The sequence below is a fragment of the Roseivirga seohaensis subsp. aquiponti genome, from assembly GCF_001267955.1.
Lineage (GTDB): Bacteria > Bacteroidota > Bacteroidia > Cytophagales > Cyclobacteriaceae > Roseivirga > Roseivirga seohaensis.
Genome location: NZ_JSVA01000009.1, coordinates 145,437 through 165,213, shown reverse-complemented (window position 1 = coordinate 165,213; position 19,777 = coordinate 145,437). Strand labels below are relative to the sequence as shown.

General features: G+C 39.4%; 20 protein-coding genes. 8 read left to right on the top strand and 12 right to left on the bottom strand.

Translation table 11 applies throughout. The features are described 5' to 3' along the window. The first annotated feature begins 282 nt into the window (after nt 1-282). A complete protein-coding gene (gene tnpA / locus OB69_RS09420; RefSeq protein ID WP_053223469.1) occupies nt 283-747 on the top strand; it encodes an IS200/IS605 family transposase in 465 nt (154 codons plus the stop codon). Nucleotides 748-1,424: 677 nt separating this feature from the next. Further along, nucleotides 1,425-2,135 (top strand): pirin family protein, encoded by a 711-nt coding sequence (locus tag OB69_RS09410; protein WP_053223467.1) that lies wholly within the window; start codon nt 1,425-1,427, stop codon nt 2,133-2,135. Nucleotides 2,136-2,345: 210 nt separating this feature from the next. Here the strand turns inward: OB69_RS09410 and OB69_RS09405 are convergent, their stop codons facing one another. After that, a complete protein-coding gene (locus OB69_RS09405; protein ID WP_053223466.1) occupies nt 2,346-3,446 on the bottom strand; it encodes a DegT/DnrJ/EryC1/StrS family aminotransferase in 1,101 nt (366 codons plus the stop codon). Between the two features lie 179 nt (nt 3,447-3,625). Between OB69_RS09405 and OB69_RS09400 the strand changes: the two genes are divergently transcribed. Continuing rightward, nucleotides 3,626-4,447 (top strand): universal stress protein, encoded by an 822-nt coding sequence (locus tag OB69_RS09400; protein ID WP_053223465.1) that lies wholly within the window; start codon nt 3,626-3,628, stop codon nt 4,445-4,447. Nucleotides 4,448-4,459: 12 nt separating this feature from the next. On the opposite strand, the gene OB69_RS09395 is transcribed toward OB69_RS09400, so the two are convergent. Beyond that, entirely contained in the window at nt 4,460-5,236 is a 777-nt protein-coding gene (locus tag OB69_RS09395; RefSeq protein WP_053223464.1) for an HAD-IIA family hydrolase, read from the bottom strand. 336 nt (nt 5,237-5,572) lie between these two features. Next, nucleotides 5,573-6,949 carry a pyridoxal-phosphate dependent enzyme gene (locus OB69_RS09390; protein ID WP_053223463.1) on the bottom strand — a complete coding sequence of 459 codons (1,377 nt, stop codon included), beginning with the start codon at nt 6,947-6,949 and terminating at the stop codon, nt 5,573-5,575. A gap of 196 nt (nt 6,950-7,145) precedes the next feature. On the opposite strand from OB69_RS09390, the gene OB69_RS09385 reads away from it, so the two are divergent. Further along, complete coding sequence (locus OB69_RS09385) at nt 7,146-8,048, top strand: AbiTii domain-containing protein (protein WP_053223462.1); 903 nt, start codon at nt 7,146-7,148, stop codon at nt 8,046-8,048. Between the two features lie 129 nt (nt 8,049-8,177). Here OB69_RS09385 and OB69_RS09380 read toward each other — a convergent pair whose 3' ends face one another. Genes OB69_RS09380 through OB69_RS09360 form a run of 5 tightly spaced genes read right to left on the bottom strand, consistent with a single transcriptional unit; the run spans nt 8,178 to nt 12,638 of the window. After that, complete coding sequence (locus OB69_RS09380) at nt 8,178-9,149, bottom strand: alpha/beta hydrolase (protein WP_053223461.1); 972 nt, start codon at nt 9,147-9,149, stop codon at nt 8,178-8,180. A gap of 4 nt (nt 9,150-9,153) precedes the next feature. Further along, entirely contained in the window at nt 9,154-10,086 is a 933-nt protein-coding gene (locus OB69_RS09375; protein WP_053223460.1) for an aspartate carbamoyltransferase catalytic subunit, read from the bottom strand. Continuing rightward, nucleotides 10,086-10,634, bottom strand: a complete 549-nt coding sequence (pyrR, locus tag OB69_RS09370; RefSeq protein ID WP_053223459.1) for a bifunctional pyr operon transcriptional regulator/uracil phosphoribosyltransferase PyrR — start codon at nt 10,632-10,634, stop codon at nt 10,086-10,088. Before pyrR ends, OB69_RS09375 begins: the two co-directional genes overlap by 1 nt. Before the next feature lie 52 nt (nt 10,635-10,686). After that, nucleotides 10,687-12,231, bottom strand: coding sequence for a hypothetical protein (locus tag OB69_RS09365; protein ID WP_053223458.1), 1,545 nt, complete (start codon nt 12,229-12,231; stop codon nt 10,687-10,689). Then, nucleotides 12,231-12,638: an EVE domain-containing protein gene (locus OB69_RS09360; protein WP_053223457.1), complete on the bottom strand. Its 408-nt coding sequence runs from the start codon at nt 12,636-12,638 to the stop codon at nt 12,231-12,233. Before OB69_RS09360 ends, OB69_RS09365 begins: the two co-directional genes overlap by 1 nt. A gap of 104 nt (nt 12,639-12,742) precedes the next feature. Between OB69_RS09360 and polX the strand changes: the two genes are divergently transcribed. The 4 genes from polX to purT all read left to right on the top strand — a co-directional run bounded on the left by polX (nt 12,743) and on the right by purT (nt 17,004). Beyond that, nucleotides 12,743-14,455, top strand: coding sequence for a DNA polymerase/3'-5' exonuclease PolX (gene polX / locus OB69_RS09355; protein WP_053223456.1), 1,713 nt, complete (start codon nt 12,743-12,745; stop codon nt 14,453-14,455). Further along, on the top strand, nt 14,448-15,464 hold the full coding sequence (locus tag OB69_RS09350) for a glycosyltransferase family 9 protein (protein WP_053223455.1): 1,017 nt from the start codon (nt 14,448-14,450) through the stop codon (nt 15,462-15,464). Before polX ends, OB69_RS09350 begins: the two co-directional genes overlap by 8 nt. Beyond that, nucleotides 15,461-15,730 (top strand): hypothetical protein, encoded by a 270-nt coding sequence (locus tag OB69_RS09345; RefSeq protein WP_053223454.1) that lies wholly within the window; start codon nt 15,461-15,463, stop codon nt 15,728-15,730. Before OB69_RS09350 ends, OB69_RS09345 begins: the two co-directional genes overlap by 4 nt. Before the next feature lie 113 nt (nt 15,731-15,843). Continuing rightward, on the top strand, nt 15,844-17,004 hold the full coding sequence (gene purT / locus OB69_RS09340) for a formate-dependent phosphoribosylglycinamide formyltransferase (protein ID WP_053223453.1): 1,161 nt from the start codon (nt 15,844-15,846) through the stop codon (nt 17,002-17,004). Between the two features lie 48 nt (nt 17,005-17,052). Here the strand turns inward: purT and OB69_RS09335 are convergent, their stop codons facing one another. The 4 genes from OB69_RS09335 to OB69_RS09320 are packed head-to-tail and all read right to left on the bottom strand — an operon-like array spanning nt 17,053 to nt 19,665. Next, nucleotides 17,053-17,343 (bottom strand): helix-turn-helix domain-containing protein, encoded by a 291-nt coding sequence (locus OB69_RS09335; protein ID WP_053223452.1) that lies wholly within the window; start codon nt 17,341-17,343, stop codon nt 17,053-17,055. Continuing rightward, entirely contained in the window at nt 17,333-17,683 is a 351-nt protein-coding gene (locus OB69_RS09330) for a type II toxin-antitoxin system RelE/ParE family toxin (protein ID WP_053223451.1), read from the bottom strand. The genes OB69_RS09335 and OB69_RS09330 overlap by 11 nt, the downstream gene beginning before the upstream one ends. Nucleotides 17,684-17,725: 42 nt before the next feature. Further along, a complete protein-coding gene (locus tag OB69_RS09325; RefSeq protein ID WP_053223450.1) occupies nt 17,726-18,298 on the bottom strand; it encodes a hypothetical protein in 573 nt (190 codons plus the stop codon). Between the two features lie 14 nt (nt 18,299-18,312). Continuing rightward, nucleotides 18,313-19,665 (bottom strand): PhoH family protein, encoded by a 1,353-nt coding sequence (locus tag OB69_RS09320; protein WP_053223497.1) that lies wholly within the window; start codon nt 19,663-19,665, stop codon nt 18,313-18,315. Between the last annotated feature and the right edge of the window lie 112 nt (nt 19,666-19,777).

Below are 19,777 nucleotides of genomic sequence, written 5' to 3'. Positions count from 1 at the left end.
AAATGATAGTTTATGTTTTCTTTAAGCTTGAAGGTATATTTTTTTCAGCACTACGACTATCATGAAATCTATTTCCGCCAACGAGTTCACTATGGTAATCCGCAGCCACAGCCCCATCGGGGCGAACTGCTTGTAGAAAAGACAATACCCCAATCGCAATTCACAAGCTCCGTAGGAGCGACCCAAGGATGTAATTGAATTAATCTTTGAACCTATTTTCTTTTATAATTATCAATTATATCTTATTCAAAGATTATTTGGTTTTAAGTGGAAGTTAAGATTATGGCTAATACCTATACACAAGTATATATTCAAATTGTTTTTGCCGTAAAAGGGCATCAAAATTTGATTCAACCAAAGAATAAGGAAACGCTGCAGAAATTTATTACTGGTATAGTAAAAAATAGAGGACAGAAACTTTTAGCAATTCATTCTATGCCAGATCATACGCACTTGCTTGTTGGACTTGAGCCAAACATATCAATATCAGATTTGGTGCGTGATGTTAAACCTGGTTCTTCAAAATTTATCAATGAGAGCGATTGGGTTAAGGAAAAATTTAATTGGCAGGTGGGTTATGGTGCGTTTTCGTATTCTAGATCGCAAATTGATAATGTGATCAAGTACATTAATAATCAAGTAGAGCATCACCAAAAGCGAACTTTTCAAGAGGAGTATATTGATTTTCTAAACAAATTCAATGTTGAATTCGAAGAGAAATATTTGTTCGATTGGATAGAGGGTTAGGCCGCCCCGCTGGGGCTCGGTGTTATAACTTGTTGCTAAAGCTACAATCGGTTCACCCCTCTGGGGTTATTTAAAAATGCTTCTGTTTTTAATAAGGTAATTAGCCTGTTTTTAATGACTGCGTAAGTTGGTACTATCAGCGTGAACATAATTGAGAGGTAAGCTTAACGAATAGATATTTCTGGTTAGGCTAAAGACTGTTTACCCCGCTGGGGTTATCTAAAGAGCTTATGTTTTTCCTGAATTTTGCAACCCCTTTTTAATGACTACGGCAATAGGCATAATGGAGGTAAGATTGTGAAATGAAAATTTATCTAATGAGAGTTTGTTGCTAAAGTTAAAAAACCCTTCACCCCGCTGGGGTTGAAAATGATTGTCTATGTTTTCTCTAAGCTTGAAGGCCCATTTTTTCAGCACTACTATTATTATGAAATCTATTTCCGCCAACGAGTTCACTATGGTAATCCGCAGCCACAGCCCCATCGGGGCGAACTGCTTGTAGAAAAGACAATACCCCAATCGCAATTCACAAGCTCCGTAGGAGCGACCCGAAAAGACACCTAGCCCGAGCAGGGCTTGATATTATGTTTTAAAAAACGAAATTGGGAACTGATTTAGAGCAAAGTAAGTTTAATACATGTACATACATACATTTTAAACAAGAGAGGAAATTCATTATGAAAACCGTTGTACATACATCAGAATCAAGAGGTTCAGCAAACCATGGCTGGTTAAAAAGCCGTCATACTTTTAGTTTTGCGGGTTATCACAATCCTGAGCGCGTTCATTTTGGGGCACTTAGGGTGTTGAATGATGACGAAGTGGATGGAGGTCAGGGTTTTGGTGTCCATCCTCACGATAACATGGAAATTGTTTCGATTCCACTTCAAGGTGATTTGGAACACAAAGACAGCACTGGCCGCAATGAAGTAATTCGTCAAGGCGATGTTCAAATCATGTCGGCTGGAACAGGAATTCAACATTCAGAATTCAATCATAATAAAGATGAGGCTGTTCATTTTCTTCAGATTTGGGTTTTCCCGAAGGAAAGAAACATTGAGCCGAGGTATGAACAGAAAACGTATTTAGCGGAAGACCGCATGAATAAGTTTCAAACGGTAGTTTCTCCAAATGGAGGTGATGCGCTTTGGATTAACCAAAATGCGGAGTTCAGTTTGGCCAATTTAGATGCAGGTACAAAATTGACTTATGAAGTAAAGCACCCTGGAAATGGCGTTTATGTTTTTGTTTTGAACGGAGAGCTTGTTGCCGCCAATGAAAGCTTAGATACGCGAGATGCCGTGGCGGTTACCGAAACCAATAGCTTCGAAATTAAGGCAAAATCTTATGCCGAAGTGTTGGTGATTGAAGTACCGATGGAGTTTTAGAAATTAACGAGGATGTCCGAAAGGGCATCCTTTTTTATAAAACTAATGTACCTATGATCCTGAAACCTCGGACTTCTTTCCCTGAGTTTACGAAGGGTCTAGAGTTTAAATATAGTTCCTTCTCCCGAAACTTCGGGATCAGGATAGAAAACTATAAAACAGTTATTATTAGATAATTAATCAGTTGACGACCTAAATAACGGGGTATTTTTACTGATTGAACTCCTTTACCTTTTTAATAACGTACTCAATTTCAGCGTCTGTTAATTCTGGGTAAATGGGCAATGAAAGCACTTCGTTTTGAAGTTGAAAACTGTTGGGAAAACCTTCAGGTTTATCATTAGCCTTAAAAGCTGGTGTCAATGGACTGGCCAACGGATAATGAATTTCAGTTGAAATTCCGGCATTCTGAAAATGCACTTTTAGCGCATCTCTATTTTTAACTCGAAGGCAGTAAATATGGAAGTTATGCGTTTCTCTTTCATTTACTTCTGGAGTGATGATTCCCTGAATATCCTTGAATGCCTCTGAATACCTTTTAGCAATTCGATTTCGCGCTTCAATCCATTTCTCAACATGATTGAGCTTTACATTGAGTACAGCGGCCTGAAGCGTATCAAGTCTGCTATTGATGCCCTTCACTTGATGGTCGTTTTTTGACAAGCCACCATGATTGGCAAACATTCGGCACTGCTTTGCGAAAATGTCATCATTGGTGAGTATTGCACCGCCATCGCCAAAGGCCCCGAGGATTTTACTAGGGTAAAAACTGAAAGCCGAAGCAATTCCCCAACTGCCTGCCATTTTTCCGTTTTTCTCTGCAAAGTGCGCTTGGGCGGCATCTTCTATCAAGTACAGGTGATGCTTTTCTGAGAGTTCGGCCAAAGCTTCAATTTCACAGATTTGTCCATACAAATGGATGGGAATAATGGCTTTAGTCCGTGCGGTAATTTTCGCTTCTACACTTATGGGGTCTAAGCCAAAACGCTTCATTTCAACATCGGCAAAGACGGGCGTGGCACCGCTGAGTGAAACCATTTCGGCAGCAGAGAGCCAACCGTGGGCTGGAACAATTACTTCATCTCCATTCCCAATTCCCAAAGATTTCAGAATAACAAAAAGGGCATCGGTGGCATTCCCTACTCCAATACAATGCTTGGTTTTGTGGGCTTTGGCAAAGGCTTTTTCAAAACTTGAAACTACTTCCCCTCCAATAAAACGATGTTCGTCAATCACCGATTGAACAGCAGTATCCATTTCTGTTTTTATGGAAAGATATTGTCGCTTAAGGTCTAAGAAGGGAATCTCCATGCGTTTCTAAAATGATGACGAGGATCATATTTCTTACTGATGCCTGTCAGGCCAAAGTTAAAGATACCAACATACCTTGGATATAGAATCTAGAAGGTCTGTAATTTTCATATCAGCCCTCAGTTCTAGATTTATAAAACGATTTAATACTTAGCGTGTTAACTTTAAAAAACATTATTATGAAAAAGATTATTGTTCCAATAGATTTCTCTGATTGCTCTCGAAATGCGTTAAAAAATGCCATAATAGTGGCCGAACGCATGAATATGGAATTGGTTTTACTTCATTCCTTTATGCTGCCTGTGGCTACTACAGATGGCACTCCGTTAATAGTAGGCTCAATGATAGATGATTTACAAAAGGCGTCTGAGTCGAGCATGACTGATTTTATTAAGAAAACACCTGAGCTCGACCGTGTGAAGTATAGCACTGAAATAACCGCAGGTCTACTTTTGAGCGCCTTAACCGATGTTCTTGAAAAACACGATGTAGCTTATGTGATTATGGGAACTCATGGTGCTTCTGGGCTTAAGAAAGTATTTATGGGAAGCAATGCTTATACGGTCATTAAAAATGTGGAATGTCCTGTTATAGCATTACCTGAAGATGCGGACATTACTAAAATGAAGAAAATTGCGATGTCGGGTGACTATAAGCATAGCCCTGCCGCCCATTCCATTGAACCTGTAATTGCATTAACAAAGGCATTTTTCGCTCATTTATCTGTTATTCATATCGATCAAGATAAAGACTTGGAGCATGATGAAATTGAAATCGCTAAAAGCTTAGAGAAATATTTGAAAAAGGTAAATCACTCTTTTCACTTCAAAAGAGACTACGATGTGGAAGATGGTTTATTGGCATTCTCCAAGGAAGAAAATATCGACTTACTCGTTATGATTTCACGCCATCATAGTTTTATAGATAGAATTGCACGTGGAAGTGAAACTAAACGATTGGTGATGGACATTCCGATGCCTTTGATGATAATGCCAGAATAGATTTTTTAAGATCTATTTCCACCAAGGAAGTGGCAGTTTTATATCTGCAATCGAATTAACAACCATATCGGGCTTAAACGGGAAATCGTTTAAGTCCTCTTTTTTTGACATCCCAGATAAAGTCAAAATGGTATTGTAACCCACTTGTACTCCGCCTTGAATATCGGTAGCTAGGGTGTCGCCAATTACGGTGACTTCGTCTGTAGCCAAGCCAATGTGCTTTCTGGCTTGCCGCATCATTACCGGGCTAGGTTTGCCTACGGTAAAGGCTACTTTTCCTGTTGCCGCTTCAATCATGGCTACAATACTAGCGATGCCTAAATTGTTCCAACCCGTTTTTCTAGGCGAAGGATCCAGATTTGTAGCAATGAATTTGGAACCGCCAAGGATAAAATCAATCGCCTTTCTCACCATTTCTAAAGTGAAGTTGATGCCTTCACCTACTACCACAAAGTCAGGGTCATTTTGAACCAAGGTAAAACCGTGCTCATGTAAACTTGAAATCAAACCACCTTCTCCTAACACATAGGCCGTTCCGTTCGGGAATTGCTGCCCCATAAAATGAGCGGTAGCCATGGCGCTGGTATATACATTTTTTTCTTCTACATAAATCCCCAGCTTTTCTAATTTTCGTACGGCATCCAAAGGGCTTCGCTGACTGTTATTAGTCATAAAAGTGAAGGGAATGTTCTCCTTCTGAAGCATCTCTACGAACTTGTCGGCACCAGGAATCAATCTGTTTTCAACATATATAACTCCGTCTTGGTCTATTAGAAATCCTTTGGGCATGGTGATTCGAATTATGGTTGGTTAAAGATTGATGATAGAATACATTCTACCAAATTTGAACTCATAAAGCTATTGTTAAGTATTCAATTAGAGGGGTTTGTGCGGTGGTAAATTATAAAAATGGGGTAGTAAAAATTAAAAGGGATCGCCTTTCGGACAATCCCTTTCTTCAACCAAAACATACAGTATCTGCCATACCATATAATAGAGAAACCCTTTAGTATTATTTTTATTGTGGCTTATTAAATTTATTTTTTAATCATACTAAGATGAAACAAAAAGACCGACTCAGAACATTTCTAAGTCGGTCTCTCATTTTTAAATTCTATCAGATACTTAATTGCTAGCCATGGCTTGTAGCAAATCGTGTCTTGTGATGATGTGTACTTTGTTGGCTTTATCTCTAATCATTACCGCTGGGTTATCTTTGGTAATTACTGAAGACAACACATCTAAAGTATTATCAGGCGAAACGAACTGGAAAGGCTTGTCCATTATTTCAGAAACTGATTTGCCTTTTACGTCAGCGTCATCAATCATGTGAGCTAAAAGCTTAGAATCAACCAAACTTCCAACAAACTCATCGCCATTAACCACTGGCAACTGAGAAATTCCTTTGGAGGTCATCAATTTAATGGCCTCGGCAACGGTAGCCGTTTGAGTGATAGTCGTTAGTTTACCATTTCCATTTTGGTGGCTCATTATATCGGCAGCAGTTTCGAAAGCACGGTTTTCAATAAAACCACGGGCCTTCATCCAGTCGTCATTGTATACTTTGCCCAAGTAGCGAGTACCATGGTCTGGCAAAATAATTACCATCACATCATCCTCTTTCATGTTTTCTTTGGCCCATTCCAATGCTCCAGCTACAGCCGAACCACAAGACCAACCGCAAAACAGTCCTTCTTCGCGCGATAGTCTACGGGTCATGATTGCACCGTCTTTATCTGTTACTTTCACAAAGTGATCGATCAGATCGAAGTTTACGTTTTTCGGTAGAATATCTTCACCAATACCTTCCGTTAAGTAAGAGTAGATCTCTTTTTCATCGAAAATACCTGTCTCTTTATATTTTTTGAATACCGAACCGTAAGTGTCAATTCCTACTGTTACTATATTTGAATTTTGTTCTTTCAAGTATTTTGAAGTGCCACACATTGAACCTCCAGTGCCAACACCAGCCGCATAGTGAGTAATTTGACCTTCAGTATCTCTCCAAATTTCTGGGCCAGTAGTTTCGTAATGGGCCGCAGAATTCGACATGTTGTCGTACTGGTTTGGATAATAAGAGTTTGGAATATCAGCATTCAATTTCTTTGCTACTGAATAGTAGGAGCGAGGGTCATCTGGAGAAACGTTTGTAGGGCAAACAACTACTTCGGCACCTACTGCCTTCAAAATGTCCATCTTCTCTTGCGACTGTTTATCGGCCAAAGTGAAAATACATTTGTAACCTTTGGCAATGGCAGCTAAGGCCAAACCCATTCCTGTGTTACCAGAAGTACCTTCTATAATTGTTCCTCCTGGCTTAATTAAACCAGCTTTTTCGGCATCTTCAATCATCTTCACCGCCATTCTATCTTTCATAGAATTGCCCGGGTTGAAATATTCCACTTTGGCCAAGATAGTGCCCGGAATACCCTTGGTTACGGAGTTTAACTTTACAAGAGGCGTATCGCCAATGGTTTCAATGATTGAGTTGTAATACTTCATTTTTTAAAAGTTTGAACAAAATTACGATTTCTATCGCTCAATCCTAAGCCCAGTTTTTAAACCTTTGTTAAGAAAGGTTTATGGTCGATTGTGTAATGCAAGATAAGCTGTGGCACATAGGGAATTGTTAATATTGCTGATACAAGTTTATATATTGCAATTAGTATGCACTTTGCCAAGAGCTAAATACGTGAATATGAAAATAATTGATGAGCTAATTGATGACTTGAGTAGTGATAATAAAGAGTTATCCGATATTTTAATTCGGACGAAAGTACTAGCTCATAAACTCAAAAATCAAACATTAATAGCTTGGATAAATAAGGAAGTAAATGGTTATAATGAAAGCGATTCTCTACCTGTTTATAGAAAGCTATCTGCCGTAGTTACAGGAGTTATATCCAATGGTTATCAAAGGTTTGATAACTACCCAATCCCAATGATGCACTTAGAAAAAAAGACCCGAGAGAGTTTTATCAAAATGCACTTGGATCATAGTATCGCAACTTTGGAGGACTTCGTAAGCTCTGAGAATACTCAAATGATGAAACACATTGATCCATCATTCTATAAACTTTTTAATCAAAACTCTGGGAATGGATTTTTTGTTGAATACGCAAAATCCGAAATTCATAAATCTCAAGTGCATGAGAGCTTAATTTCAATCAAGTCAAAACTCCTTGATTTTCTTTTGGACCTTAATGACGAAATAACTTTTGAAGATGATATTCAGGGTTCTAAGGAAGAAATCAAGAAAACAATTGATAACCTTTTTAATAACTCAGTCTTTGGAGACAATACAACTATAATTGTTGGTGAAGGGAACAGTCAAAAAATTAATATCAAATACTCAAAGGGAAATTTTAAAGTACTTGAAGAACTCCTTAAAAAGCACCAACTATCAGAAACATACATCAGGGAGCTTCAAGAGATAATAGATGACGACAATCCTGATAAAACAAATATGCTTTTCGGGGAAAAAGTAAAGACTTGGGTAAACAGCATGATGACAAAGGCAATGGAAAATTCTTGGGAGATCGGCTTAGGTGCAGCCGGAAATTTATTGTCAGAAGGAATTAAGGCTTACTATGGATGGTAAATTTATTTTTTGCTAAAAGACAAAAATGACTAAAAGTTTCTTTTCACTTCTTCAGTCTTTAAAACCAACCATTACAATCATAGATTCCTCAGTACCTGCGACAGGTACTCACCTCAACTTTCTCAAAAATTACTTTCTCAAGAAATCATTCACTGCTTGAGTGTATCGGTCTTTGTATTCTGGGCGAGTATAGAGCTGAACGTGGTCTGCACCTTCAAAGAGTTCAGTGTGTACATTGCTGAGTCCTTTGATTTCATCTTCCAAAATTGAAGCGGGTGTTGTTGAATCGCCATTGCCATATAGGACTAGGGTTGGTAACGGGTTATGACTCAAAAGATAAGAGAATTTCATATTGTCTCCCCAGTCGTCAATTACGTGATCGAACTTATTGAAGGACATGTCGAATATGAAGCCTGGAATTCCCATGTTTTCGCTTTCTACCTTTGTGGTAGCATAAATATTACTCAAAGGGCTATCGAGGATTAGCTTGTCTACTTTTAAGCCTTCATTTTGGGCGAATTCAACTAAATCTGGTCGGTTTACGGTAATGGCACTGGCCATTGCGCCCATTGAAAAACCCCAAAGCACAAATTCGTTTTGGCCGTAATTGTCTTTCAGCATTTTCATGGCGCCCGTAATGTCTTCGGCAAACTCATAACCCAAGGCTGTTTCCGCATCATCCGACTTTCCGGAGTTTCGTAAATCAGGAATGAAAACGTTGTATAATGAATCAAGCCCAGTTTCTTTCACTAAAGCCAAGTACTTCATGGTTTTTAGTCGATTGGAAGTACGGCCATGATTGATCATCAAAGTTTTTGTAATTCCTTCTTTTGAAGCAGGAACATACCAACCGTTGAGGTTGATGCCATCGGTCAAAGTTTGAAAATCAACTTCTTCAAAATTAGGGTAGCCGTAATCCGCAGGGTCACGATTTTCACCAATACCAAACTTGGTAATCATGGCGGTGTCGCTCAACACATAATCAAAAGTGTAGCGGTCATAATCTGTAATCAGTTTTACCGTGTATGGCAATACCAAGAAATAGAAAGCTGCAATCACTAGCAAAAGGCCAATGATCATGATTTTGAAAAACTTCTTCATGATTTTAATTTTTTGAGAGCGAAGCGAGTAAGTACAACACGGCCATACGTACAGCCACACCGTTTTCAACCTGATCTAAGATGATGGCATGATCAGAATCTGCCACATCACTGTTCAGTTCTACCCCTCGATTAATTGGCCCAGGGTGCATGATTACAATCTCTTTGTTGAGTGAATCTAACAGTTTTTTATTGATGCCGTAGTAAAGTGAATATTCGCGAAGCGAAGGAAAATACTTGATCTGTTGGCGCTCCAGCTGAATTCTTAATACGTTGGCTACATCGCACCATTCTAGTGCTTTTCTTACGTTCAGTTCTACCTTCACCCCAAGCGAGGCAATGTGTTTTGGCAGTAAAGTTATTGGCCCACAGACCATCACTTCGGCCCCTAATTTCTGTAGTGCAAAGATGTTTGAAAGGGCAACTCTTGAATGCAGAATATCTCCAATGATGGCTACTTTTTTTCCTGCCACACCGCCAAGTCTCTGCCTAATTGAAAAGGTGTCGAGTAAAGCCTGTGTTGGGTGTTCGTGGGTGCCATCGCCAGCGTTTACAATGTTGGCTTTAATGTGTTTTGAAAGAAAATGCGGTGCGCCAGGACTGGCATGTCGCATTACAATCATGTCTACTTTCATAGACAAAATATTGTTTACCGTATCAAGCAGGGTTTCTCCTTTTTTTACTGAGCTATTGCTCGAAGAAAAGTTTACTATATCGGCAGAAAGCCTTTTTTCTGCCAGTTCAAATGACAGCTTTGTGCGGGTTGAGTTTTCGAAGAATACATTGGCGACAGTTACATCGCGCAATGAAGGCACTTTTTTGATGGGTCTGTTGATGACGTCTTTAAACTCATCGGCAGTTTCAAAAATAAGTTCAATATCTCCAGGCGTTAAATCCTTGATTCCCAAAAGATGTTTGACACTTAACTGTTCCTGCATTATTCTTCTTCGTTAGTCATTAACCAAATGTTGTCGTCATCAACGCCCTGACCTTTCCATTCCACCAAAACCTTGTGCGAATCAAGCGTATTTACCTGTCTGCCTACATAATCGGGCTTAATAGGTACATGCCTTGAGTATTTTCTTTCTACCAAAACAAGTAACTCTACTTTGGCTGGGCGGCCATAAGCAATCATAGCATCCATAGCAGCTCTGATAGAACGGCCTGTGTAAAACACATCGTCAATCAGAATTACCTTTTTGCCTTCAATCAAAAAGTCAATTTTGGTTTCGTTAGCTCGCTTTGGAGAATTTCTTCTTCTGAAGTCATCGCGGTAAAAGGTAGAATCTAAGTAACCGAGCTCGATTTCTGTGCCTGTAATTTCTAGAAGCCTTTCCTTAATACGCTCGGCAAAGAAAATGCCTCTAGGCTGAAGGCCTAAGATTACGGTATTATCAAAATTCTGGTGGTTTTCTATCAGTTCCTGACAGAGTCGGCCGATAGTGATGGCCAGTTGTGGATGTCCTAAAAGGAGTCTGCGTTGCATTTCAAGTGTCAAAGATACTAAAAGGATTGGCTACTGGAACGATTCATGTCAATTAATCGATGCCATTTCCTTTTTGGTTTGGGTTTAAAGAAATTTTATTGATGAAGAAAACCTTTCTCAAGTCGCCATTATTTTCTCCAGAGCGAATACTTTGTACGCCATAAACGATAAAGTACTTATCGTACCATCGTAATGTTCCTGAACTGTTTTCATTCTCATACCTTAGTTTGTCTTCTGGGTCGCTCAACTGAACATTGTCCACAATCACATCATTGTCTTCTTCACCGTCCATTGCTTTAGCGTGAACTTCTTTTTCGAAATAATAGACATAGGTTCCTTGGTTTTTGTCCCAAATAAATCCTCCGAAAGGCTCAGGAATTCCCTTTCCATCTTCGGGCACTTCAAGCCAGTCATCCCATTGAATATTTCCCTTTTTATCTAACACAAGGGTGTAAGCATGAGTGAATTGAAATGAGGCTCTTTCTTGGGAGTTGTTATCGGTGTTTGCACCTTGGCTTCTAAAGCCGGTTGGATAATTGGTTCCTGCCCATACATAGTGGTCTGTGTCATGATTGTAGCTTCGAAGAAATTCGCCAAAGACAATAAGTTGATCATCATCTTCAATCATTTCAGCAAATAGGGGCTGTACCCTATACCTAACCTCCTTACCTTTTTTTCTTACGGCTTCAGCTTTTTCTTTATACCGAGTGGCTTTTTTTTCTCCTAAATAAGAGAAGAAGTCTTCTAGCTCACCAAAACCATAATACTTCATGGTTTGCAGTCCTGTTCTATCTACATGGTTGATAAACATACCTGCGGGGCTATTGGTGGCTTTATAGGAATAAACTCCTACAACAACTTGTGAAATATCGTTTATAGATGAAGAAATTGCTGATGTAAGGTGGTAGTCTTTCTGCGTTTGTAGCTCATAGTCCCGAACTGCATTTCCCAAATAATCATAAGTATTTACTTTGATTGTCTGGTCTCGGTTTCTATTATATTCTGTAGCTAATACGTTAAAAGTTAGGCTATCGCTGTTTACCCTTATTTCAAGAAGTTTGGATTCGTTCTGATAAACATTGGTTAAGGTTTTGATTTTATCATTTTTCAAGTCAAAAGCAAAAACTACTGGCCTGGATTCAAAGTAACCACCTATAACGGCTGTGTTTTGGATCACCTCAAATTCTTGAATGTCTAATTCTAGAATTTCTTTAGGGTTATACTCTTGAATTTCTCCGGTTCGGTTATCAATACTCAGTATCTTGATTTTAAACCTGCTTGGAAACTCCTGAAGCATTAAGTAGGTTTTGCCTTGAACATAATGGTAGCCTAAGAGTTCAAAGCCCCTTTTTATCATTGCTACTTTTTCCCATTTCTGATTAAAATCAGTATCTAACTGCTTGATTGATAGTGTGTATTCTTTTAATCCTTTGTAATCAGCCTGCACTAAAGTTAGGCCCAGTTGTTCATTAGAGATTAGGAGGTAGTCCTCATCCCGCCATTCATATTCCAACTCAAACCTTTTATGATTTTCGATTTGAGCTTGGGCAAATTGAGAAAGTAGAAATAGGCTCGATATGAGGAGGAATTGGCGCATTAGGATTGAGATTTTTCTAAAATGATGTCAAATTCTTCTTTTTTAACGGATTGAACTGAAAGGCGAGACAGGCGAAGCAAATCCATTCCTTGAAGTCGATCATCTGCCTTTATATCTTCTAAAGTTACTGGTTTCTTTAGCTTTTGTTTGGGCGAAAAATCCACCACTACCCAGCGGTCGTCATCTGTGGTTGGGTCGGGGTAATGCTCTTTTACACATTCTGCAATTCCAACAATCGCTTTTTCCTTTACACTGTGATAGAAAAAAGCCAAATCGCCTACTTTCATTGTTTTCATGTTATTTCGGGCGGCATAATTTCTTACACCATCCCAATGATCGGTGCCTTTTGCCACCAGATCGTCCCACGAGTAGGCTTCAGGTTCCGATTTGATCAACCAATAGTTCATAAAGACTTATTTTTGAATTAGCTTTCGATGGAATTTAGGAAATGTTCAATGATTAAAAAAGGAGAACATTTTCTTCCATTTATTTCGAACTAAAAATTGCCGCTTTGGACAACAGGACGATCCTTAAACAATTAAAGCTTCAGGCTGCCCTTATGGAGCTGCACGATGAAAACAGTTTCAAGATCAGAGGCTACCAGAATGCGGTGTTCAATCTGGATAAAACCGACATTGAGTTGGGCAATTTATCCTTGGCCGAACTCGAAAAAATTGACGGTATAGGAAAAAGCATTGCCGCCAACATTAATGAAATCAACCAAAGGGGCGTTTCTTCGGCTCTAGAAGAATACCTAAAAAACACGCCAGAAGGCATTGTCGAATTGCTCGATATGAAGGGCATTGGCCCTAAAAAAATAAAAGTACTTTGGAAAGAATTGGGCATTGAAAGTGGTCATGAACTGAAAGAAGCCGCCAACTCTGGTTTGGTGGCCAAGCTGAAAGGTTTTGGCGAAAAAACGCAACAGACCATTATAAATGCCTTAGAATTTAAAGAGGCTAACGCCAATAAACTCCATTATGCCGAAGCCGAAAAACTGGCGGAAATTGTAATTACCGAAATTCTAGAAATTGCCCCAGATATTAAAATTGAAGTTACTGGCGCGCTGCGAAGAAAAATGGAGATCATCGAAGTCATCGACCTGATTGTGGGCACCGATGACATTGAAACCATTGAAGATGCCTTGGATGATGCAGAAAACTTTGAGCAAGTGATTGAAGAATCGGGGCCAATTACCTGGCGAGGAAATTATAAAGCACTGAGAATTCCGATTCAGCTTTCTTTCTGCGAAAAGGAAGATTTTGTAAAAGAGCAGTTTTTAAGAACGGGCAGCAATCTGCACCTCAGCTTAGAAGTAAAAGACAAACTGACTTTAAAGGAAATTGTAAGACAGCAGAACTTCACTTCGGAAAAAGAAATTTATGCCGCGGCTGGTTTGGGAGAAATTGTTCCTGAAATGCGCGAGGGTACTTTCGAAATTGAGGCGGCTAAAAACGGAAACTTGCCAGAGCTGGTAGAAATGAAAGACCTCAAAGGCATTCTGCACAACCATTCTACTTACAGCGATGGAAAGCATAGCCTTGAACAAATGGCGCAACATTGCAAAGATTTGGGCTACGAATACCTCGGTATTTGCGACCACAGTAAATCTGCTTTTTATGCCAATGGGCTTAAGGAAGACCGTGTAATTAAGCAGCACGAAGAAATTGACAGACTGAACGAAAAACTAGCCCCATTTAAGATTTTCAAAGGCATTGAGTCTGATATTCTTTATGATGGCCAGCTTGATTATAATGATGACGTTTTAGCAAGCTTTGATTTCATTGTGGCTTCCGTGCATTCAATTTTGAACATGAATATTGAAAAGGCCACACAACGACTTTTAACAGCCATTGAAAATCCATACACTACCATTTTAGGTCACCCAACAGGGCGCTTATTGCTCAGAAGAGAAGGCTACCCGATTGACCATAAAATGGTAATTGATCATTGTGCAAAACACAATGTGGTGATTGAAATCAACGCCAATCCTTGGCGACTGGATTTGGACTGGCGCTGGGTACATTACGCTTTAGAACAAGGCGTAAAACTGGCAATTAACCCCGATGCGCACGAAATGGATGGCTATCAACATATGTACTATGGTTTGCTAGCTGGCCGCAAGGGTGGGCTTACAGCCAACATGACATTTAATGCTTTAAGCGCTGAAGAAATAGGGAAATACTTTGCGGAGCGCAAACAAAAAATCGCAGTGAATGGCTAAGCAAAAAATCCTTGTACTTCGGTTTTCATCCATTGGCGATATCGTGCTCACTACTCCTATTGTGCGCGCACTGAAAACGCAGCTGGATGATGCTGAAATTCACTTCTGCACAAAAGCGGGTTTCGCTTCAATTTTAGAAGCCAACCCTTACATTGATAAAGTGCATTTGCTAGAAAAGGACTTAAACCCTTTGATTGCTGAATTGAAGAAAGAGAATTTCGACCACATTGTAGACCTCCACAATAATCTTCGCACCCGCATTATAAAAACCCGTTTGGGCAAACCGAGTAACGCATTCGATAAGCTGAATTGGGAAAAGTGGCTGATCGTCAATTTCAAAATAAACAAACTACCGAACGTACATATTGTAGACCGTTACTTTGAAACGGTAAAGCCTTTGGGGGTGAAGAAAGACATGCTTGGGCTTGATTATTTTATTCCTGAAAAGGATGAAATAGAAAAGGATTGGCTGCCAGAAACCCACCGCAACGGATATATTGCTTTTGCCATTGGCGGTCAGCTCAACACCAAAAAACTACCCATCGATCGGATGATTGAGCTTTGCGATAAAATAAACAAACCGATTGTGGTTTTAGGTGGAAAAGAAGACGTAGAAAATGGAGAAAGGCTCGAAGACTTCTTCAACCGAAAACACGACAAGGCGGATATGATTTCGCCTTTAGAGGAATTGGGTAAGAAGGCCATTATTTACAATGCTTGCGGAAAATTCAACCTCAATCAATCGGCTTCAATATTAAAAGGTGCCAGCCATGTGTTTACCCACGATACAGGCTTAATGCACATTGCTGCAGCTTTTAAAAAGAACATCTTTTCAATTTGGGGAAATACCATTCCTGAGTTTGGAATGTATCCTTACCAAACAAAATTCACCATTTTAGAAAATAAGAAATTGGATTGTAGGCCTTGTTCTAAAATCGGTTTCGATAAATGCCCGAAAGGACATTTCAAGTGCATGAACGACATCATTTTTGACTTTTGGATTCCATGAAACACCACCATATTCAACGTACTTCATTGGCCTTTTTTCTTGCCTCCATTGTTTTGGAAGTTGGAATAAGAACGGATAAAATCACTTCGGAAGATCATTCTTTAACCATGGGCATTTCTTTGGGGCTCATCCTTTTTGCCATTGGCATGAATGTGAGTATTGTGAAGAAAATGGGAATTCCAAAGCGCGAAAAAAACATCAGCCAAGCTCTTGGATTGCTGTATGCCGTTTATGCGCTGATTGTATACGCAATTCTCCCTGTCTAAAACTTAACTGCTCCCTGCATATTCCTTTGGCATAAGGCAGTGTTAACAAATTATAAACAACGACTAATTTCATAGGATATATTTTATATTTGTAGGTCAATCCAACCAAAACTATGCAAAAAAGGATTCTTCTTTTAGGCTCCGGAGAGCTGGGTAAAGAGTTTGTTATCGCCTGCCAAAGGCTAGGCCAACATGTTATCGCTGTCGATAGTTACGATCAAGCTCCGGCCATGCAAGTGGCACATCAGTGCGAGGTGATTAATATGCTAGATGGGGAAGAACTCGACCGCATTGTTGCAAAGCATAAACCCGATTTGATTGTTCCAGAAATTGAAGCCATTCGTACCGAAAGGCTATACGATTACGAAAAACAAGGTATGCAGGTGGTGCCGAGTGCCAAAGCAGCCAACTTTACCATGAACCGAAAATCCATTCGGGATTTGGCAGCTACAGAATTGAGAGTACGCACCCCAAAATTTTTATACGCTTCCAGCCTAGACGAACTGATTATCTCTGTGAACAAAATAGGTTTCCCTTGCGTGGTAAAACCGTTGATGTCTTCTTCTGGAAAAGGGCAATCGGTAATCAAAGACATTACGGATATAGAAATGGCTTGGTCTGCCGCAGGCAAAGCCCGTGGCGAGGCTACTCGCAAGGTGATTGTGGAGGAATTTATTGAGTTTGAATCGGAAATAACCATACTGACCGTAACACAAAAAAATGGTGAAACACTTTTTTGCGCACCCATTGGCCACCGCCAAGAAAGGGGCGATTATATGGAAAGTTGGCAACCAGCCGCCATATCTTCTGGGCAGCTTCAGCGCGCACAAAAAATTGCTCAAAAAGTGACTACTGCTTTAGGCGGAGCGGGAATTTGGGGTGTAGAATTCTTTCTTACCAAAGATGATGTTTATTTCTCTGAGCTTTCTCCAAGACCGCACGATACCGGCATGGTAACCTTAGCGGGAACTCAAAACTTTAATCAGTTTGAGTTGCATGCCAGGGCTGTTTTGGGCTTGCCTATTCCCGAAATAAAATTAGAGCGCAACGGAGCCAGTGCGGTAATTTTGACCGAGTCTGCTGGTACCGAACCTGTATATTCTGGTTTAGAAGAAGCTGCAAATTTTCCTGATACTGACTTTAGAATTTTCGGTAAACCCGTTACCCGTCCGTTCCGCAGAATGGGAGTAGCCTTGGCTTATGGAAGGAAAGAATCTACAGACGAACTAAGAGCACGTGCTGCTGAAGTAGCGAAGACGATAGAGGTTAGGTAAAACCCGACTCTTGGACTAAATAACGCTCATCAATCAATGTAAGCTTTTTTACATTTCAATGCTGATTTTGACCTTACCGCCTAAGCCCTTTTCAACAATTTCATAAAGGGTTTTAAGTGTAAGGTTGCTTCCGTCATTTTCAACTCTGGAAATATAAGTTCTTTTCTTGTCTATTAGGTCTCCCAGCTGCTCTTGGGTCAGATGCTTGTCTTCACGAGCTTTCCGTAGTAACAAACCAATTTTAAACCCCTCGAAATCACGTTCTAGCTCATCTCTTCTGACTGACCCTTTTTTACCATAAACTTCATCCTTTATGGCTTTCCATGATTTAGTTTCCATCTTTCCCTTTGTCTAAATAATAGTTTGCTTTCAGTTTTAAAGCTTTTTCAATCTCGTTTTTTGGTGTCTTCTGAGTTTTCTTTTGAAAACCATTTAATAGGATCACCAATTTCCCTTTGTCAAAAAAGCAGAAGACTCTCCAAATGTTAGAGCCTAGTTTTATCCTAGCCTCATATAATCCATCCGTATTTTCAAGATGCTTTAAGTATTGACTTGGAATTCTTTCTAGAGTCTCAATAGCTTCAACTATTTTGAAGATCTTGTTTTGAACCTTGATTGGTTGGTCTTTCAAGAAATCTTCAAAATAATGCTTATAGGCTATTACTTCTCTAATCTTCATAACGCACAAATGTAACTTAAAAGTTACAGTTAAGGAAATAAATCATGTGATACCGAACTCTGCTCTGAAAGTTTTTTTAAGATTGTTTTTAAGATTAGGTATTAATTTTTGAAAGGTTAGGTCGCATTTCTTTCTAAAATCATCTTGTAACTCCACTTTTTTTTCGTTTTGGACAGTTGTAGCTATGTCCTTCATTATGCCATATCCAAAATATATTTCATTGAGAAGTTCAATAATTTTTTCAATTGAAGTACATGTTTCTACATTAAATAAGATAGCATTCTGAAAATAAAATTCTTCAAATAGAGTAATAGATGCTTTTGTATTTTCTCTTAATTCGTCTTTTTCATTTTTGCCAAACGAAGAGCCAGGAGTGATAAATTTTTTTAATGCGCTTTCTGTTTGAACAAGCTTTTTATACAATTCTCGCATTGCAACGGTTCTTATGGAATAAGCTTGTGAAAACCGAACGTTGCTTTCGTTAACAACCTTATCTAAATCTGCTTGAAGCTCTTTACCTTCTCTTTCTAGCTTTTTTTTAACGCGCTCTTGCCAATAGAAAAGCAACGTGCCAACAACGAGGGTTACAAGAATATTTATCCAAAATTCTGACATCTTTGAATTTAAAATTACAACATCTCATTTGCCAAATTAGCCAACTCAGATCTCTCGCCTTTTTCAAGGGTAATATGCGCATAAAGTGGATGATCTTTTACTCTATCGATCAAGTAAGAAAGTCCATTCGATTGCGAGTCTAGGTAAGGCGTATCAATTTGGTAGATATCGCCTGTAAACACGATTTTGGTGTTTTCGCCAGCTCGGGTAATTATAGTTTTGATTTCGTGTGGCGTTAGGTTTTGGGCTTCGTCTACAATAAAGAAAATGTTTGATAAACTACGTCCACGGATGTAAGCCAGAGGCGTAATCATCAGCTTTTCTTTGGCCACCATATCGGTAATGGCTTTAAACTCCTTGTCAGATTCCTTGTATTGGTTTTGAATGAATTTCAGGTTATCCCAAAGCGGTTCCATATATGGATTTAGCTTCGATTTAATATCGCCCGGTAAATAACCAATGTCTTTATTACTCAAAGGCACAATAGGTCGGGCCAAGTAAATCTGCTTGTATTCTCTGCGTTGCTCCAAAGCACCCGCCAAAGTCAGTAAGGTTTTTCCTGTTCCGGCTACGCCCTGAATGGTCACCAGCTTAACATCTGGATTCATAATGGCATGAATCGCAAAAGTCTGTTCGGCATTGCGCGGCTTTATGCCCGACACTGGGCGTTTATCTACCTTCTGAATACAGTCTTCATTGACATTGTAATGGGCCAATACCGAGTTCTTATCGCTCTTTAAAATAAAATATTGATTCGGGTGAGCTTTCTTTCTTTTGAGTACTTCTTTAGGCTCAATCGTTCCGTCTTCATAAAGGTGATTCACCAAATCAGAATCTACCTTTTCAATTTCAATCATCCCTTTTCTCAGCGACTGAACGTTTTTGATCTTTCCAGTTTCGTAATCTTCAGCTGCCAAGCCCATGGACTTTGCTTTCAACCGAAGGTTAATGTCCTTACTGACGAGAATTACTTTTCTGCCTTTGTTTTCATCGCGCATGCGCAAGGCAGCGTTCAGAATCCGGTGATCATTTTTCGTTTCTCCAAAAACCTCATTGGCATCCAGTTGTCCTTTTCCAGAGCCAGCTTCCATGATCACCTTCAGGCTACCGCGGGTTTTTCCGTTAAGAGGAATCCAGTCTTGTAAAGATTTATCCTGCGCCAGCTTATCGAGTAATCGGGTAAACTCACGGGCCTCAAAGTTTTTGGTGTCATTTCCTTTTTTGAACTGGTCCAATTCTTCCAACACGGTAATGGGAATCCCAATATCGTGTTCCTCGAAATTCATGATGGAGATGTGTTCAAAAAGTATTACGGAAGTATCAAGTACGAAAATTTTCTTCTCACTCAGCGTCTTAGCTCTTGCCATATCAGGTTGGTCAATAATTAAGTAGAAAGGTTGTTTTAAGTTAGTAAAATAATGGTTCAAACAAGACCAAGAAGCTTTATTAATATAGCCTTAACACACGATTTGAATTAAT

Coding starts and splice junctions, on each gene's coding strand:
- tnpA (WP_053223469.1), top strand. CDS start 283: ATGGCTAATACCTATACACAAGTATATATTCAAATTGTTTTTGCCGTA.
- OB69_RS09410 (WP_053223467.1), top strand. CDS start 1,425: ATGAAAACCGTTGTACATACATCAGAATCAAGAGGTTCAGCAAACCAT.
- OB69_RS09405 (WP_053223466.1), bottom strand. CDS start 3,446: ATGGAGATTCCCTTCTTAGACCTTAAGCGACAATATCTTTCCATAAAA.
- OB69_RS09400 (WP_053223465.1), top strand. CDS start 3,626: ATGAAAAAGATTATTGTTCCAATAGATTTCTCTGATTGCTCTCGAAAT.
- OB69_RS09395 (WP_053223464.1), bottom strand. CDS start 5,236: ATGCCCAAAGGATTTCTAATAGACCAAGACGGAGTTATATATGTTGAA.
- OB69_RS09390 (WP_053223463.1), bottom strand. CDS start 6,949: ATGAAGTATTACAACTCAATCATTGAAACCATTGGCGATACGCCTCTT.
- OB69_RS09385 (WP_053223462.1), top strand. CDS start 7,146: ATGAAAATAATTGATGAGCTAATTGATGACTTGAGTAGTGATAATAAA.
- OB69_RS09380 (WP_053223461.1), bottom strand. CDS start 9,149: ATGAAGAAGTTTTTCAAAATCATGATCATTGGCCTTTTGCTAGTGATT.
- OB69_RS09375 (WP_053223460.1), bottom strand. CDS start 10,086: ATGCAGGAACAGTTAAGTGTCAAACATCTTTTGGGAATCAAGGATTTA.
- pyrR (WP_053223459.1), bottom strand. CDS start 10,634: ATGCAACGCAGACTCCTTTTAGGACATCCACAACTGGCCATCACTATC.
- OB69_RS09365 (WP_053223458.1), bottom strand. CDS start 12,231: ATGCGCCAATTCCTCCTCATATCGAGCCTATTTCTACTTTCTCAATTT.
- OB69_RS09360 (WP_053223457.1), bottom strand. CDS start 12,638: ATGAACTATTGGTTGATCAAATCGGAACCTGAAGCCTACTCGTGGGAC.
- OB69_RS09350 (WP_053223455.1), top strand. CDS start 14,448: ATGGCTAAGCAAAAAATCCTTGTACTTCGGTTTTCATCCATTGGCGAT.
- OB69_RS09345 (WP_053223454.1), top strand. CDS start 15,461: ATGAAACACCACCATATTCAACGTACTTCATTGGCCTTTTTTCTTGCC.
- purT (WP_053223453.1), top strand. CDS start 15,844: ATGCAAAAAAGGATTCTTCTTTTAGGCTCCGGAGAGCTGGGTAAAGAG.
- OB69_RS09335 (WP_053223452.1), bottom strand. CDS start 17,343: ATGGAAACTAAATCATGGAAAGCCATAAAGGATGAAGTTTATGGTAAA.
- OB69_RS09330 (WP_053223451.1), bottom strand. CDS start 17,683: ATGAAGATTAGAGAAGTAATAGCCTATAAGCATTATTTTGAAGATTTC.
- OB69_RS09325 (WP_053223450.1), bottom strand. CDS start 18,298: ATGTCAGAATTTTGGATAAATATTCTTGTAACCCTCGTTGTTGGCACG.
- OB69_RS09320 (WP_053223497.1), bottom strand. CDS start 19,665: ATGGCAAGAGCTAAGACGCTGAGTGAGAAGAAAATTTTCGTACTTGAT.